The sequence below is a fragment of the Oceanibaculum pacificum genome (assembly GCF_001618175.1).
Lineage (GTDB): Bacteria > Pseudomonadota > Alphaproteobacteria > Oceanibaculales > Oceanibaculaceae > Oceanibaculum > Oceanibaculum pacificum.
Genome location: NZ_LPXN01000167.1, coordinates 1 through 14,025, shown reverse-complemented (window position 1 = coordinate 14,025; position 14,025 = coordinate 1). Strand labels below are relative to the sequence as shown.

13 protein-coding genes are annotated in these 14,025 nt (G+C 68.2%); 2 read left to right on the top strand and 11 right to left on the bottom strand.

Annotation, left to right across the window (positions count from 1 at the left end; translation table 11 throughout):
- Positions 1–65 precede the first annotated feature (65 nt).
- The 6 genes from AUP43_RS17460 to AUP43_RS17435 form a co-directional block, all read right to left on the bottom strand.
- A complete protein-coding gene (locus tag AUP43_RS17460) occupies positions 66–1,004 on the bottom strand; it encodes an AEC family transporter (protein WP_067560074.1) in 939 nt (312 codons plus the stop codon).
- Positions 1,005–1,084: 80 nt separating this feature from the next.
- A complete protein-coding gene (locus tag AUP43_RS17455; protein WP_067560072.1) occupies positions 1,085–2,434 on the bottom strand; it encodes a TldD/PmbA family protein in 1,350 nt (449 codons plus the stop codon).
- A gap of 106 nt (positions 2,435–2,540) precedes the next feature.
- The gene (locus tag AUP43_RS17450) at positions 2,541–2,999 is read right to left on the bottom strand and encodes a GNAT family N-acetyltransferase (protein ID WP_067560070.1); all 459 of its coding nucleotides are present in this window, start codon (positions 2,997–2,999) and stop codon (positions 2,541–2,543) included.
- A 7-nt stretch (positions 3,000–3,006) separates the two neighbouring features.
- The gene (locus tag AUP43_RS17445) at positions 3,007–3,384 is read right to left on the bottom strand and encodes a type II toxin-antitoxin system VapC family toxin (RefSeq protein WP_084462895.1); all 378 of its coding nucleotides are present in this window, start codon (positions 3,382–3,384) and stop codon (positions 3,007–3,009) included.
- Positions 3,381–3,653: a type II toxin-antitoxin system Phd/YefM family antitoxin gene (locus AUP43_RS17440; protein ID WP_067560068.1), complete on the bottom strand. Its 273-nt coding sequence runs from the start codon at positions 3,651–3,653 to the stop codon at positions 3,381–3,383. The genes AUP43_RS17445 and AUP43_RS17440 overlap by 4 nt, the downstream gene beginning before the upstream one ends.
- Positions 3,654–3,700: 47 nt before the next feature.
- On the bottom strand, positions 3,701–5,209 hold the full coding sequence (locus AUP43_RS17435; protein ID WP_067560066.1) for a UbiD family decarboxylase: 1,509 nt from the start codon (positions 5,207–5,209) through the stop codon (positions 3,701–3,703).
- A gap of 274 nt (positions 5,210–5,483) precedes the next feature.
- Here AUP43_RS17435 and AUP43_RS17430 point away from each other — a divergent pair, with 274 nt between their 5' ends.
- Positions 5,484–6,467 carry a dienelactone hydrolase family protein gene (locus AUP43_RS17430; RefSeq protein WP_198154959.1) on the top strand — a complete coding sequence of 328 codons (984 nt, stop codon included), beginning with the start codon at positions 5,484–5,486 and terminating at the stop codon, positions 6,465–6,467.
- Between the two features lie 3 nt (positions 6,468–6,470).
- On the opposite strand, the gene AUP43_RS17425 is transcribed toward AUP43_RS17430, so the two are convergent.
- The 3 genes from AUP43_RS17425 to AUP43_RS17415 are packed head-to-tail and all read right to left on the bottom strand — an operon-like array spanning position 6,471 to position 10,082.
- A complete protein-coding gene (locus AUP43_RS17425; RefSeq protein ID WP_067560062.1) occupies positions 6,471–7,199 on the bottom strand; it encodes a metallophosphoesterase in 729 nt (242 codons plus the stop codon).
- A gap of 5 nt (positions 7,200–7,204) precedes the next feature.
- Positions 7,205–9,496, bottom strand: coding sequence for a GumC family protein (locus AUP43_RS17420; RefSeq protein WP_067560060.1), 2,292 nt, complete (start codon positions 9,494–9,496; stop codon positions 7,205–7,207).
- 10 nt (positions 9,497–9,506) lie between these two features.
- Positions 9,507–10,082 (bottom strand): polysaccharide biosynthesis/export family protein, encoded by a 576-nt coding sequence (locus tag AUP43_RS17415; protein ID WP_198154958.1) that lies wholly within the window; start codon positions 10,080–10,082, stop codon positions 9,507–9,509.
- 348 nt (positions 10,083–10,430) lie between these two features.
- On the opposite strand from AUP43_RS17415, the gene AUP43_RS17410 reads away from it, so the two are divergent.
- Positions 10,431–11,684, top strand: coding sequence for a hypothetical protein (locus tag AUP43_RS17410; protein WP_232315211.1), 1,254 nt, complete (start codon positions 10,431–10,433; stop codon positions 11,682–11,684).
- A gap of 27 nt (positions 11,685–11,711) precedes the next feature.
- On the opposite strand, the gene AUP43_RS17405 is transcribed toward AUP43_RS17410, so the two are convergent.
- Together AUP43_RS17405 and AUP43_RS17400 are read right to left on the bottom strand one after the other, a co-directional pair.
- Positions 11,712–12,035, bottom strand: coding sequence for a YbaB/EbfC family nucleoid-associated protein (locus AUP43_RS17405; RefSeq protein ID WP_067560054.1), 324 nt, complete (start codon positions 12,033–12,035; stop codon positions 11,712–11,714).
- A 3-nt stretch (positions 12,036–12,038) separates the two neighbouring features.
- Positions 12,039–13,892: a DNA polymerase III subunit gamma/tau gene (locus AUP43_RS17400; RefSeq protein WP_067560052.1), complete on the bottom strand. Its 1,854-nt coding sequence runs from the start codon at positions 13,890–13,892 to the stop codon at positions 12,039–12,041.
- Positions 13,893–14,025: the final 133 nt, after the last annotated feature.

The window sequence follows — 14,025 nt, the reverse complement described above, 5'->3', positions numbered from 1 at the left end:
AATGACCTCACCCTGAGGAGCCCTCGCAGAGGGCGTCTCGAAGGGTACGGCGGCACGTCTCCCCCCTACTCGATCCCGAAATAGACCAGGATGGCGGAGACGGTGAAGACCGACAGCACGGTCGAAACCAGGATGGTGGCGCTCATGCGCTGGGTGTAGATGCCGTAGCGCAGCGACAGCACGAAGGCGAGGCCGCCGGTCGGCAGGGCCGCCATGATGACCGCCGAGGCGGCCCAGAACGGGTCCATCCCCATCACCGGCACGGCCAGCCACCAGGTGACCAGCGGCATGACGATCAGCTTCAGGAAGGTCATCAGCCCGACCTCCGCCCGCCCGCCTTTCAGCGGCTTGCCGTAGAGAAACAGGCCCATCGAGAACAACGCCGCCGGCCCGGCCGCCGCGCCCAGTATCTTCGAGAAATTCAGCAGCGGCGTGGGCACCGGAATGGCGAAGGCGGAGAAGATCAGCCCGACCATTGCCGCCATCACCAGCGGGTTCTTGGCGATGGCGATGCCGACATCGCGCAGAATGTGCAGCGGCTTAGAGCCGGCCTTCATGTCCAGCTCGATCAGGATGATCATCACGCCGATATAGAGCGCGCCATTATACAGCGTGGTGATGAAGGCCGGCAGCAGCATCTGGTCGCCGAAGGCGGCGATGAACAGCGGCACGCCCATATAGCCGGTATTGGCGAAGGTCGCCGCCATGCCCTGCATCGAATGCAGCGCCGGCCGGCCGGGGAAGAAGATCAGCCCGGCCACCACGGCGATGACGAAGACCGCCAGCACCCCACCGGTATAGGCCGCCAGGAACGGCCAGTTGAAGATATCGCCCAGCGGCACCTGCGCGATCGACAGGAACAGCAGCGGCGGCATGGCGAAGTAATAGACGAAGCTGTTCAGCGCCTGCGAGGCCGTGTCGCCCAGCAGCCCCACACGGCCGGACAAATAGCCGGCCAGCATGATGCCGAAGACGGGAAGGGCGACGTTGAACACAGCCTGCATGAGCCGCGACCATACAAGCGCGGCAACCGGGGGTCGAGCGCCGGTTGTGGAACCCCCTCATGCCACCAGGACGGGACTTATCAGCTGCCGGCGACGGTCATCCCGTCGATGCGGACGGTGGGGGCGGTGACGCTGGTCTTGAAATCCAGATCGTCGGCCGGGGTCAGCGCCAGGAACATATCCTTGAGATTGCCGGCGATGGTGACCTCGCTGACCGCATAGGCGATCTCGCCCTTCTCGATCCAGAAGCCCGACGCGCCCCGGCTGTAATCGCCGGTCACGCCATTCACCCCCATGCCCATCAACTGGGTGACGTAGAAGCCTTGCGCGATATCGCCCATCAACTGCGCCGGCGTCAGCGTGCCGGGGGCCAGATGCAGATTCGAGGTGCCCGGCGAGGGCGGCCCGCCGGTGCCGCGCCGGGCATGGCCTGTAGGGTTCATGCCGAGCTGCCGGGCGCTCGACAGATCGAGCAGCCAGGTGGTCAGGATGCCGTCGGAGACGATCTCGGCATGGCCGTTCGACAGCCCCTCGCCGTCGAACGGCTTGGTCGCCAGGCCGCGCGACCGGTGCGGATCGTCAACGATAATCACGCCTTCAGGGAAGATGCGCTGGCCCAGCCTGTCCTTCAGGAAGCTGGTGCCCCGCGTCACCGAGGGGCCGGTGATCGCGCCGATCAGATGGCCCAGCAGGCTGCGCGAGACGCGCGGATCGAAGATCACCGGCACCTGTGCCGTCTTTGCCTTGCGCGCGCCCAGCTTGGCCACGGCGCGCTCCCCGGCGCGGCGGCCGACATCGGCGGGATCGTCCAGATCCGCGCCATAGACGGCGGCGGAGAAATCGTAATCCGTCTCCATCGCGCCGTCCTTCTCGGCTAGCACGGAAACGCTGACGCCCTGGCTGGTGCGGGCATAGCGCCCGGCGAAACCGTTCGAGGCGACCAGCGTGACGGCGGAGCGGCCCCAGCTTGCCTCCGCCCCTTCGGAGTTGCTGACCCCGGCGACGGCAAGCGCGGCCTCCTCGACGGCGGCGGCGCGCGCGGCCAGCGCCTCCGGCGTCGGCTCGGCGGCGTCTACCATATCCAGCGTCGGCCAGCTTTTGGCGATCTGCGACGGATCGGCGATGCCGGCATATTTGTCTTCCGGCGCCAGCTTCGCCATGGCGACGGCGCGCTCCACCGCCTCGCGCAGCGCGTCCTTCTTGAAGTCGGTGGAGGAGACGATGGCGGAGCGCTGGCCGACGAACACCCGCAGCCCCAGATCCTTGCCCTCGGCCCGCTCGACCTTCTCCAGCTTGCCCAGGCGCTGGGCGTGCGACAGCGAATCGCCCTCAACCAGCACCGCATCGGCGGAATCCGCGCCGGCCTTCCTCGCCTCGGCGATCAGGTCGGACAGCAGGGAGAGCGAATCGATCTTGCCGGTATCGGTCATGAGGTCCTTGGGGGGCAGTGGGCCATTGGGGAGAGATGACGGAACGGAGTGTGCGTCTCAACAGATAGGCCGTGACGCCGGACGCCGCAACCGGCAGACGCCGCGCCTAGAATTTCAGCTTCATGCCGAGATGGCTGCCAACGAACCCCAGCCGTTCGTAGAAGCGGTGGGCGTCGACGCGGCTCTTATCCGTGGTCAGTTGCACCAAGCCGCAGCCGGCGGCGCGCGACAGCGCGATGCAATGACGGATCAGCGCCTCGCCGATGCCGTGGCCGCGCGCCGTGGAATCCACCCGCACCGCCTCGATCTGCGCGCGGGTCATGCCGATCAGCGACAGGCCGGGAATGAAGGTGAGCTGCGCGCAGCCGACCAGCCGCCCCTCGCGCTCCGCCACCAGCAGCCGATTGTTCGGGTCCGCCTCGATGGCCGCGAAGGCGTCGTAATAGGCCGCCGGCAACCGCTCCTCCAGCCGCTCACGCGCCGCGCCCAGCGCATCGTCGGCCAGCAGGCGGATCACGACGGGCACATCGGCGCGGGTGGCGTCGCGGAAGATAATGTCGCTCATCAGGGCCTCACGCTGTCAGGATCGGGATGCCGTAAAGCTGCAGGCGGCTGTCCCGCGTGACCAGCACCAGCTTGTCGAGGTCGGCCTGCGCCACCAGCATACGGTCGAACGGGTCGCTGTGATGCGGTGGCAAATGGCCGGCACGCTCGGCATGCGCCGCGCCGATATCCAGCACATCAAAGCCGTTTTCCAGAATGTTCGGCGCGATGGCCCCCTCGAAATCCAGCTTGCCGACCGCGCGCTTGATGGCGATCTCCCAGACGCTGGCGGCGCTGACAAGCACCGCGTTGCCCGGATCGGCGATCGCCGCGTATGCGGCGGGATGCAGCAGCGCACCACCCATGTCCCACCAGAGATAGGCATGGGTGTCGAGCAGCAGCCTCAAACCGGCTCCTCGTCCCGGCTCTCCTCGCGGCCCTCAAAGGCGGCCTGGATGTCGGCGGGGAGCGGCGCGTCGAAATCCGCCGCCATATGACGGATGCGCAGCGTGCCGGCAGGGCGGCGGCGGGCCGACGGGCGGCTTTCCGCCAGCGGCACGAGCCGCGCGCGCGGCTGCCCGGCTTTCGCGATGACAATCTCCTCGCCCGCCGCCGCGCGCTCCACCAGCGCCGAAAGCTGGGTCTTCGCCTCGTAGATGTTCAGCGTCTTTCCCATAGGGGGATTATCGGCCCTCCCCATGATTTGGTCAAGTTGGTCAAGCCTCACTTCCAGATCGGCTTCCCCGTTCCGGGCAGGCCGAGTTCGGCCCAGCGCCGGGTGACGGTATCGACCACGTCGGAATCCATGAACAGCTTCTCGCCCCATTCGCGCTTGGTCTCGGGCGGCCATTTGTTGGTGGCGTCGAGGCCGATCTTGCTGCCCAGGCCGCTCTCCGGGCTGGCGAAATCCAGATAATCGATGGGGGTGTTCTCGATCACCGTGATATCCCGCGCCGGGTCCATGCGGGTGGACAGCGCCCACATCACATCCTTCCAGTCGCGGGCATCGATATCGTCATCCACCACGATGACCCATTTCGTGTACATGAACTGCCGGAGATACGACCACACGCCCAGCATCACCCGCTTGGCATGGCCGGGATAGGCCTTCTTCATCGACACCACGGCGATGCGGTAGCTGCACCCCTCGGGCGGCAGCCAGAAATCCACGATCTCCGGGAATTGCTGCTGGAACAGCGGGATAAACACCTCGTTCAGCGCCTCGCCCAGCACCGAGGGTTCGTCCGGCGGCCGCCCGGTGAAGGTCGACAGGTAGATCGGCTTTTTCCGCATGGTGATGCAGGACACGGTGAAGACCGGGAAAGGCTCCACCGAATTGTAATAGCCGGTATGGTCGCCATACGGCCCTTCATCGCCATACTGGTCCAGCGAGACATGGCCCTCGATGACGATCTCGGCCTCGGCCGGCACCTTCAGCGGCACGGTCTTGCAATCGACCAGCTCGACCTTCTTGCCGCGCAGCAGCCCGGCGAACTGGTATTCCGACAGCGTGTCCGGCACCGGCGTCACGGCGGCCAGGATGGTGCCGGGATCGGCGCCGATGACCACGGCGGCGGGCAGCGGCTCCGACTTCGCCTTCTTCCAGCGCTGGTGATGCTGCGCCCCGCCGCGATGCTTCAGCCAGCGCATCAGCGTGGTGTTCCGCCCCGTCACCTGCATGCGGTAGATGCCGAGGTTGAACGCATCCTCGCGCTTGCCCGACGGCCCCTTGGTGACGACCAGCGGCCAGGTGATCAGCGGTGCCGGCTCGCCCGGCCAGCAGCCCTGGATCGGCAGTTTGGAGAGATCGATCTCGTCGCCCTGCAGCACCACCTCCTGGCAGGGCGCGCGGGACACCGTCTTCGGCTTCATCGCCATGACGGTCTTCAGCAGCGGCAGCATCTCCATCGCCTCGCGAAAGCCGCCCGGCGGCTCCGGCTGGCGCAGGAAGGCCAGCGTCTCGCCGACCTCGCGCAGCTGATGCGGCTCCCGGTCCATGCCCCAGGCCACCCGCTCCACCGTGCCGAACAGATTGACCAGCACCGGCATGCCCTGCGGCCGCCCTTCGGCATCGACCGGATTCTCGAAGATCACCGCCGGCCCCTTCTCCGCCAGCAGCCGCGTCTGGATCTCCGTCATCTCCAGATGCGTGGAGACCGGCGCGGTGACACGCACCAGCCGCCCGCTGGATTCCAGACGGTCGATGAAGTCACGCAGGCTGGCATAGGGCATGGGGTTCTCCGCAGGGGTGCGGAGTAGGGATGGTACAGGGGGGAGGCGGCGTCAAGGGTGGGCTTGGCGTCCTTCGTCGAACCCGACATTCCGCCGCATCGGTGCCCTCCCCTGGAACCGCGCGACGGATTGGGAACTCATGATCCGTTTTATCTATACATTCCCATTGTCCTGATCACTGCGTTCGCCCGAGATGACCGTGAAATATCTTCTCCGCCTGGTGGGTGTATGGAGGAACCGACAAATGCGCGCTTTAACGCAGGTAGCGTCATGCGTGGTTCTGCTCGCGGTGGCGTTTATCGAACCGGCTTACGGAGAGACCGTATCGAATCTCTCCGATGGGCGGAGCGGCCAGATTCTGTTCCCGTCGGTGACACCCAGCGGCCCAACCCAATTTCTGGCAGGCGACGCGCCCGCATCGGTCATCAGCGGGACGCTCGCCTTCCCGAATGAAGGCGGCGGTACCGCGTCAGAACGCCTCCCCGCCATGGTGATTTCTCACGGCAGCGGGGGCATCCTGCCCGACCGTGAACTGGCTTGGGCAGAGCGGTTGAGGAAGCTCGGCGTCGCGACCTTCGTGGTGGACAGCTTCGGCCCGCGCGGGATTGCCTCAACCGGCGCGGATCAAAGCAGGCTACCGCTCGCCGCCAGTGTTGCTGATGCGCTGCATGCGCTCGGCCTGCTGGCGACCCACCCGCGTATCGATCCGACTCGCATCGGGATCATCGGCTTCTCGAAAGGCGGCCAAGTGGCGCTGTACAGCGCGCTTGAGCCGTTTCGCCGGGCGGTCATGGCCGAGGGTGATATACGGTTCGCGCTCCATGTGGCGCTCTATGCCTCGTGCTCCATCCCGTATATGGCGGAGCCGGTCAGTACCGCGCCCATTGTGTTTCTGCTGGGCGGTGCCGATGACTACACCCCCAGTGCGCATTGTACCCGGTATGTCGATTGGCTCCGGGCGCGCGGCGGCGATGTCCGCCTGACGGTACTGGAGGGGGCGCATCACGGGTTCGATCTTCCGAACCCGCCGCGGTTCCTGCCCCGCGTTCAGAGCGCACGCGGCTGCGGCATGGATATTCGGCTCAATCCCGTCGAGGCGCGGTTATGGGCCGACGGGCGGATTCTACAGAGTGACGAAATCGACGCCTATCTGCGCGGCTGCATGCAACGGGGCGGAACATTCGGCGGCAAGCCTGAAGCACTCGCCCAGGCGATTAGGGAAGTCGAGGCTGCCGTGAATCGCCTTTCGAGGCGCTAAACCTCACGTCCCCACAAACCGCCGCTCCGTGCCTGTCAGCACGGCCGCCGTCAGCCGGCCGGTCATGTAGGCCCCGGTATCCAGGCCGATGCGGTTCGGGCGGTCTTCGGGGGCCCAGGTGATGGTGTGGCCGTGGACCACGATCTTGCCGTGGTCGGCGGTGGAGGACAGGAAGAGGTCGCGAATCCAGAGCAGCTCGTCGCGCTGCTGCTCGGCCAGCGGGCGGCCGGGGCGGATGCCGGCATGGACGAAGAAATAGTCGCCTTCGGCGTGGCTCAGGCCCAACCCGGCGAAGAAGGCGCGGTGGGCCGGCGGCAGGGCGGCGGCCAGCAGGCGGCTCATGCGCGCCCAGCCATCGGTCAGCCCCTGGTAGCGCGCCGGCTCGACGCCGTAGGAGCGCAGCGTGGCGTCGCCGCCATTGGCCAGCCAGTGGGGGCCGACCGAGGGATCGTCCAGGAAGCGGATCAGGTAATCCTCGTGATTGCCGCAGAGACAGACGGTCTCCGCACCGGGCAGCGGGTCCTCCAGCAGCATGTCGACGACATGGCGCGACCACTCCCCCCGGTCGATGTAATCGCCCAGCATGACCAGCACGCGGCGCGCTTCGGACGCGCGGGCCATGTCCTTGCGCAGCAATTCCAGCAGCTCGGCCAGCAGGTCGGCGCGGCCATGCACGTCGCCGATGGCGTAGAGCCGCGTGCCGGGCGGTGCGCTGGCCTCGCCGATCAGCATGGCGTTCAGCCGGCGATGCGCCGGCGCTCCTCGATAGCGGTCTGGCCGGAAGCCGGAGCAGCATAGGCGTAGCGCGCCGCATCCTCCGGCGGCTGGCGGCGCGGGTCGAGCCTGGTCAGCACCGTGCCGGCGACCGCCGCGCCGGCCTGGCGCAGCGCCTGCAAGCCGGCGCGCACGGCGTCGCGCCGCACGCTCTCGGCGGCCACCACATAGAGCGTGGCGTCGACCAGGCGGGAGAGGATCAGCGCATCGGAGACCGGCAGCACCGGAGGGCTGTCGATCACAACCAGATCGAACTCGCCGGCCTTCTGCTGCAGCAGGGTCTGCATCGCCGGCGCGGAAAGCAGCGCCGAGGGATCGTCGCCGGCCGGCCCGGCGGGGATGAAATAGATGCCGCAGGCCAGGTGGAACTCGGTCACCGCCTCGGCGCTGGCCGCGCCGGCCAGGTAGGTCGCCAGGCCGCGCTCATGCGGGAAATACAGCGCCGGGCCGATGCCGGGATCGCGCAGATCGGCGTCGATCAGCAGCACCTTGCGGCCGGCCTTGGCGGCCAGCGCGGCCAGGCTGACGGCGGTCGCCGTCTTGCCCTCCCCGGCGATGGAGGAGGTCACCAGCAGGGTGCGCACGGGCCGGTCGCCCGCGGCCGCCAGCAGCAGCCCGGTGCGCAGGCCGCGCACCGCCTCGGCATAGGCGGCGGCGGGATCGTCCAGCGCCAGCTCGTGCGGCTGCATGCCGCGCAGGCTGGCCCGGCTGAGCGCCGGCAGCGCGCCCAGCACCGGCAGGCCGGTCGACCGCTCAACCTGGCGCACGCTGCCATAGCCCTTGCGCAGCCGCTCGCGCAGCATGGCGATGCCGGCGGCCAGCACGGCCGCGACCAGCACCGCCAGCACGGCCAGGACCGCCTTGCCGGGGAACAGCGGCTCGGCCGGCGGCACGGCGGCGGAGATCACCCGCGCCTCCGGCCCGACTAGCCGTTCATCCTGCAATTTCGCCTCGTTGAAGCGCGCCAGCATGACCTCGTAGAGCTGCGTGCGGGAGCGCAGATCGCCCTCCAGCGCGCGCAGCGACAAGAGCGCGTCGTTGCGGTCGTCGACCAGCACCTGCAGCCGGTCGACCTCCTGCTGCAAGGCGCGCTCGCGGGCGCGGGCGACCTCGACCTCGTTGGCCAGGCCGATGCCGATCTTCTCCACCTCGCCGGCGATGGTGCGGCGCAGCCCCTCGCTCTCGCTCAGCGCCTCCTGCAGGCGCGGATGATCGTCGCGATATTCCACGCGCAGCTCGGCGATGCGGCGCTGCAAGGCGGCCTCCTGCAAGCGCAGCTCGCGCACCAGATCGGCGTTCAGCACGGCGGCGGCGGTTTCCAGCCCGCCGCCCGTGTTGGTTCCCGTGTTGCTCCCCTGGCCAATCAGCCGGCGGGCCTGGGCGGCGCGCGCCTCGGCCTCGGTGCGGCTGCCCCGGGCGGCGACAAGCTGGGCGTTCACCTGGGTGAGCTGGTCGCGATAGATCGAGCCGCCGCCGATCTCCAGCATGCCGGTCTCGCGGCGATAGGCGTCCAGCCGCTGCTGCGCGGCCGCCGCCTCCTCGCGCAGCCGCTCCAGCCGGCCGCCCAGCCACTCGTCGGCGCGCCGGGCGGCGGCCGCGCGCTGCGCCACCCGGTCCTCGACATAAAGGCCGGCGGTGCGGTTGGCGGCGGCGGCGGCGAGATCGGGGTCGGCCGCCGTAAAGTCGACGGCGACGATGCGGGCATTATCGGCCGGGCTGACGGACAGCCGGTCCAGATAGGCATCGACCGCGCGCTCCGCCAGCACGGCCGGCGGCGGGGCAATCACGGCCGACCCCTGGCTCGCCCTCCCGCTGCCTGATGAGGGGGCGACGCCCAGCGGGGCCAGCACATGGTCGCGCAGCCAGGCGCCGAAGGCGAAGGACGCGCTGGGCTGCAAGGCCGGGTTGAAGGCCGGATCGTCGATTAGCCGCAGCGATTCGACCGCCCGCAAGGCGAGATCGCGCGAGGCGACGATGGCCGCCTCGGTCTCGATCGCGCCGCGATCCAGCAGCAGCGCGCTGCCGCCGAAGCCGGAGCTGCGATCCTGGAACACCAGCTGCGCCGTCGCCCGGTAGCGCTCCGGCAGCCCGGCGACGATGGCGAGGCCCAGGCCGGCCAGCGCCAGGAAGGAGATCGCGAACAGCGGCTTGTTGCGGCTGAGGCCCCGGCGCAGCGGCATCGGCGCGTCGGCCGGCGACGGGGCCATGCCGGCGCGCGCCGCGGGGTTCGGCTGTAGCGGGGCAAGGGCGCTCATGCAGGGCTCCTTACAGGCCGCCTCGGGGCACGTCGATCACGTCCCCGGGCAGGATCGGCGTGGCGGGGGCGGCGCGCAGCGAGACCCGGCCCTGGCCGGTATCGCGGGTGATGGTCAGCGCTTCGGCGCGGGCGCGGTCAGTATAGCCGCCCGCGACGGCGACGGCCTGGCGCAGATCCATCGCCGGGCGGTAATCGTAGCTGCCGGGCCGGGCGACCTGGCCCTGGACGAAGAACGGGCGATAGGCCGTCACCTCCACCGTCACGCTGGGATTGACCAGATAGCGCGCCGCCAGCCGCTGGGTGATGTCCTGGCGCACCTCCGGCAGGGTCCGGCCGGCGGCCTGCACCTCGCCGATCAGCGGCATGCCGATGCCGCCCGCCGTGCCGATGGTCGCCTGGGTGGTCAGATCGCCCTGGCCCCACACCGTAACCCGCACCGCATCCCCCGGCGCCAGCGTATAGGCGGCCAGCGCCTCGGCGGCGGTCATGGTCGGCAGCTCCGGCGCGGGCGGGGCGGCGCAGCCCGCCATGCCGCCCGCCAGCAGCGTCATGATCGCGGCCATCGCCCTCCATCGGCGCATCATCGCAATTCCCCATGCATCCGTATGTTCGCCCCTATTCCCCAGGCGATGGTCGCCGCAATCGGGCATCGTTGCAAGCCGCCAGGCCGGTGCGTCCCTGCAAGGCGATTGGCGGGAGGGGGCACAACCCCTCATAAGGCCCGTGTGATATTTTTTGCACCTTTCTCGGCGAACGATATTACTGGGATTACAAATAACCCTGGAATTATATACAATTTTCTGAGATCGAAGGTGCGACAGGCATCAATCAAAAAACGCCGACAGGTTAGGTCGGCCCGATAATCTCCGGCCTCGGGCAACGAAGCCGGTCGTGGTGGTGGTGGCAAAACCCGCAAGCGGGAGTGGGCGCATATGGCAATGTTGACACAGGCGGTGCAGGGGGCTGGGCAAGGTACGCGCGGTCCCAGCCAGGAGTATATGCTCCTGGACTATCTGCAGCGCCTCAGCCGGAACAGTCTGGGCGGACGGATGGCGGTGCACCTGCACCTGTCGCGGCTGCGCCCGAACAACCGGCGCGACCATCACATCCGGATCGCCGCCGCCACCTTCGAAGGCATCGTGCAGAATTACGAGGGCCAGACCTTCATTCTGTCGACCTCGGACATCTTCTTCATCTGCAAGGGCGCGTCGCTGCAGGACATCGACACCGCCGTGATGAAGGTGCGCTTCCTGTTCAGCGAGGATCCGCTGGCGCAGGGCGACGACGAGGAGGACATCCACAAATTCTGCACCTGGTACAATCTGGAGAACCAGTACGACGACGTGCTGGAAGTCGCCAAGAAGCTGCACCGGGAGCGCGAGCGGCAGAGCCGCATGTCGGCCACGGCCGATCCGAAGTCGATGCCGAAGAAGAGCGGCCGCCGGCCGATCGAGCCGGAGCAGCTGGGCAAGCTGGAGCAGTTCCTGGCCCGCGCCGACATGTCGAACCTGATGCGCCGCCAGTCGATCTGCGCGATCACGCCCGGCATGCCGCCGCAGCCGGTGTTCCAGGAGCTGTATATCTCCATCGCCGACCTGCAGCAGACCATGCTGCCGGAATATGATATCGGCGTGAATCCCTGGCTGTTCCAGCATCTGACGCAGACGCTGGACGTGCGCATGCTGTCGCTGCTGATGAAGAATGACGACAGCTCGATCGCCAGTTCCTTCTCGATCAATCTGAACGTCTCGACGATCCTGTCGCCGCACTTCCTGACCTTCGATTCCAGCCTGAAGGCGGTGGCGCGCGGCACCGTGGTCGTGGAATTGCAGAAGATCGACATCTTCGGCGACATGGGCGCCTATGTCTTCGCCCGCGACTTCCTGCGCGAGCGCGGCTACCGCATCTGCCTGGACGGGCTGAACCACCTGACCATCCAGTTCATCGACCGCGAGCGGCTCGGCCTCGATCTGCTGAAGGTCGTGTGGTCGCCCGACATGGCCGACGATTCGGCCGGCGCCCGCCTGGCCGATCTGAAGCAGCATGTCGACCGCTGCGGCCGCGCCCGCATCATCCTGTGCCGCTGCGACAGCGACGAGGCTGTGCGCTTCGGCCAGTCGCTCGGCATCACCATGTTCCAGGGCCGCTACGTCGACAAGCTGCTGACGGAGAATCGCCGCATCTGAGCCGTCATCCGACGGCTAAGCCTGCCCTCAGAAGGGCAGCTTCATGCCGGGGGGCAGGGACAGGCCGCCGGTCAGCTTCTGCATCTGCTCCGCCATATGGGCCTCGACCTTCGACTTGGCGTCGTTGGTGGCGGCGATGATGAGGTCTTCCAGCACCTCGACATCCTCGGCGCTCACCAGCGACGGGTCGATCTTGATGGCCCGCATCTCGCCCTTGCCGTTCAGCGTGACGCTGACCATGCCGCCGCCCGACGCGCCGGCAATCTCCTGGCGCTCCAATTCGGCCTGCATGTCGGCCATCTTGGACTGCATCTGCTGCGCCTGCTTCATCATCTGGGCGAGATTCTTCATCGCCTAATCCTCTTCCTCAATATCGTCATCGGCGTCCAGGGGGGACTCGACAGGGGCCACCAGGTCTGGCGTCGGCAAGGCGATGTCGGGCTTCAGCGCCCTGACATCGGCAATCACCGCGCCGGGAAAGTGCTGTTTCACCGCCTGCACATAAGGGTGTTCGCCCGCCCGGACAAGCCGTTCGTCGGCAACCGCCTGGCGCTGCTCGGCCAAACTCGGCGCGCCCGGCGCGTTCGACAGGCTGACCACCCAGCGCTGGCCGGTCCATTCAGTGAGAAACTTGCCGACCTGATTGGCGAGGTCGGGGCGCGCCGTCGGCTCCAGCCGCAGCTCGATCCGCCCCGGCTCGAAGCGCACCAGATGGGCCTTCATCTCCAGTTCGGTCAGCAGCAGCACTTCGCGGTTCGCGTTGAACAGCGCGACGGCCTGCTCAAAGCTCTGCGGATTGGGCGACAGCGCCCCGGATTCCACCGGCTGCGGCTGGCGCATCGCCTGCATGCCGCCGCCATTGCCGGAACTTGATGTCACCCAGGGCGGCGGATCGTCGGACTGGGGGGCCTGCGCAGAAACCGCATTGCCGGCAGCACCGCCCGTTACTCCCGATGGCGCCCCCGTTGGCGGCGCACCCGTTGACGGCGACGGCCGGGGTGCGGGGGCGGAGCCGCCGCTTTCGCGAATTTGCCGGATCAGGTCGGCCGGCGGCGGCAGCTCCGCGACATGCGCCAGGCGGATCAGCACCATCTCGGCCGCCTGCAGCGGGTTCGGCGCGGTCTGCACCTCGCCCAGCCCTTTCAGCAGCATCTGCCAGGCCCGCGCCAGGGCGGCGATGCCCAGCTTGCCGGAAATCTCCTGCCCGCGCTTCAGTTCGGCGTCGGACAGGCCGCTGCCGGCGACCGATTGCGGGGCGACCTTCAAGCGGGTAAGGAAATGCGTCAGCTCCAGCAGATCCTGGATCACCACCACCGGATCGGCGCCGATGCCGTGCAGCCCGGCCAGCCTCTCCAGCGCGGCCGCCGGATCGCCGCGCATCGCCGCGTCGAACAGGTCGAGCGTCTGGTCGCGGTCGGCCAGGCCCAGCATGCCCTTCACCGAGGCTTCGGTGACGGTCTCGCCGCCCTCCCCGGCGCTGCCCAGCGCGATCGCCTGATCGAGGATCGACAGCCCGTCGCGCACCGAGCCGTCGGCGGCGCGGGCCACCAGGCGCAGCGCGCCCTCCTCGATGCCGATGCCTTCCTTGCCGGCGATGGCGGCGAAATGCTGCGCCAGCACGTCCAGTTCGACCCGCCGCAGATCGAAACGCTGACAGCGCGACAGCACCGTCACCGGCACCTTGCGGATTTCCGTGGTGGCGAAGATGAACTTCACGTCGGGCGGCGGCTCCTCCAGCGTCTTCAGCAGCGCGTTGAAGGCCGCGTTGGAGAGCATGTGGACTTCATCGATGATGTAGACCTTGTAGCGCGCCGAAACCGGGCGGTAGCGCACGCCCTCGATCAGCTCGCGGATGTCGCCCACGCCGGTGCGGCTGGCGGCGTCCATCTCCAGCACGTCGGGATGCCGGTCCTCGGCAATGCCGCGGCAGGAATCGCAGACGCCGCAGGGGCTGACGGTCGGGCCGCCGGTGCCGTCCGGCCCGGTGCAGTTCAGCGCGCGGGCCAGAATCCGCGCCGTCGTCGTCTTGCCGACGCCGCGCACGCCGGTCAGCATGAAGGCATGCGCCAGCCGGCCCGACGCGATCGCGTTCTCCAGCGTGCGCACCAGCGCCTCCTGGCCGATCATCTCGGCGAAGGTCTGCGGCCGGTATTTGCGCGCGAGGACGCGGTAGGGCGTCTGCGGGGTAGCGGCGGTCGGTTCTGTCATCACCCGGTACGGATTGCGGGAACGGGGAAGGCGTCCGCTAAGCTACGACAGCCGCGACCGGTTGGACAACGATAAGGGAGGAGGAAGCCGCCTTATGCTTCGAGACGGCGCTGCGCGCCTCCTCAGCATGAGG

Coding starts and splice junctions, on each gene's coding strand:
- AUP43_RS17460 (WP_067560074.1), bottom strand. CDS start 1,004: ATGCAGGCTGTGTTCAACGTCGCCCTTCCCGTCTTCGGCATCATGCTG.
- AUP43_RS17455 (WP_067560072.1), bottom strand. CDS start 2,434: ATGACCGATACCGGCAAGATCGATTCGCTCTCCCTGCTGTCCGACCTG.
- AUP43_RS17450 (WP_067560070.1), bottom strand. CDS start 2,999: ATGAGCGACATTATCTTCCGCGACGCCACCCGCGCCGATGTGCCCGTC.
- AUP43_RS17440 (WP_067560068.1), bottom strand. CDS start 3,653: ATGGGAAAGACGCTGAACATCTACGAGGCGAAGACCCAGCTTTCGGCG.
- AUP43_RS17435 (WP_067560066.1), bottom strand. CDS start 5,209: ATGCCCTATGCCAGCCTGCGTGACTTCATCGACCGTCTGGAATCCAGC.
- AUP43_RS17425 (WP_067560062.1), bottom strand. CDS start 7,199: ATGCTGATCGGCGAGGCCAGCGCACCGCCCGGCACGCGGCTCTACGCC.
- AUP43_RS17420 (WP_067560060.1), bottom strand. CDS start 9,496: ATGAGCGCCCTTGCCCCGCTACAGCCGAACCCCGCGGCGCGCGCCGGC.
- AUP43_RS17415 (WP_198154958.1), bottom strand. CDS start 10,082: ATGATGCGCCGATGGAGGGCGATGGCCGCGATCATGACGCTGCTGGCG.
- AUP43_RS17410 (WP_232315211.1), top strand. CDS start 10,431: ATGGCAATGTTGACACAGGCGGTGCAGGGGGCTGGGCAAGGTACGCGC.
- AUP43_RS17405 (WP_067560054.1), bottom strand. CDS start 12,035: ATGAAGAATCTCGCCCAGATGATGAAGCAGGCGCAGCAGATGCAGTCC.
- AUP43_RS17400 (WP_067560052.1), bottom strand. CDS start 13,892: ATGACAGAACCGACCGCCGCTACCCCGCAGACGCCCTACCGCGTCCTC.